This is a genomic window from Streptococcus oralis subsp. dentisani, from assembly GCF_002096685.1.
Taxonomy (GTDB): domain Bacteria; phylum Bacillota; class Bacilli; order Lactobacillales; family Streptococcaceae; genus Streptococcus; species Streptococcus oralis_AD.
This window is the reverse complement of sequence record NZ_NCVA01000019.1, coordinates 1-336: the sequence shown is the minus strand read 5'-3', so window position 1 is coordinate 336 and position 336 is coordinate 1. Positions and strand designations below refer to the sequence as shown.

1 protein-coding gene is annotated in these 336 nt (G+C 50.0%); it reads right to left on the bottom strand.

Annotated elements, in window-relative coordinates; genetic code table 11:
* Positions 1–336: hypothetical protein (locus B7705_RS00185; RefSeq protein ID WP_193431896.1), on the bottom strand; the 336-nt coding region annotated here is incomplete at both ends.

The window sequence follows — 336 nt, the reverse complement described above, 5'->3', positions numbered from 1 at the left end:
GCACTTACGCTTGCACTTGCTGAAGCACTTTGACTTGCTGTTGCTGAGCTTGATGCTGATTGACTAGCACTGATGCTTGCTGAAATAGAAGCTGATGCGCTTTGGCTCGCACTAATTGACGCAGAGTGGCTCGCGCTTGCTGAGATAGAAGCTGAGTTCTGGTTGTTAGATGCTGAAGCTGATTGGCTTGCGCTTACTGATGCACTTACGCTTGCACTTGCTGAAGCACTTTGACTCGCACTTGCTGAGCTTGATGCTGATTGGCTAGCACTGATGCTTGCTGAGATAGAAGCTGATGCGCTTTGGCTTGCACTAATTGACGCAGACTGGCTCGCG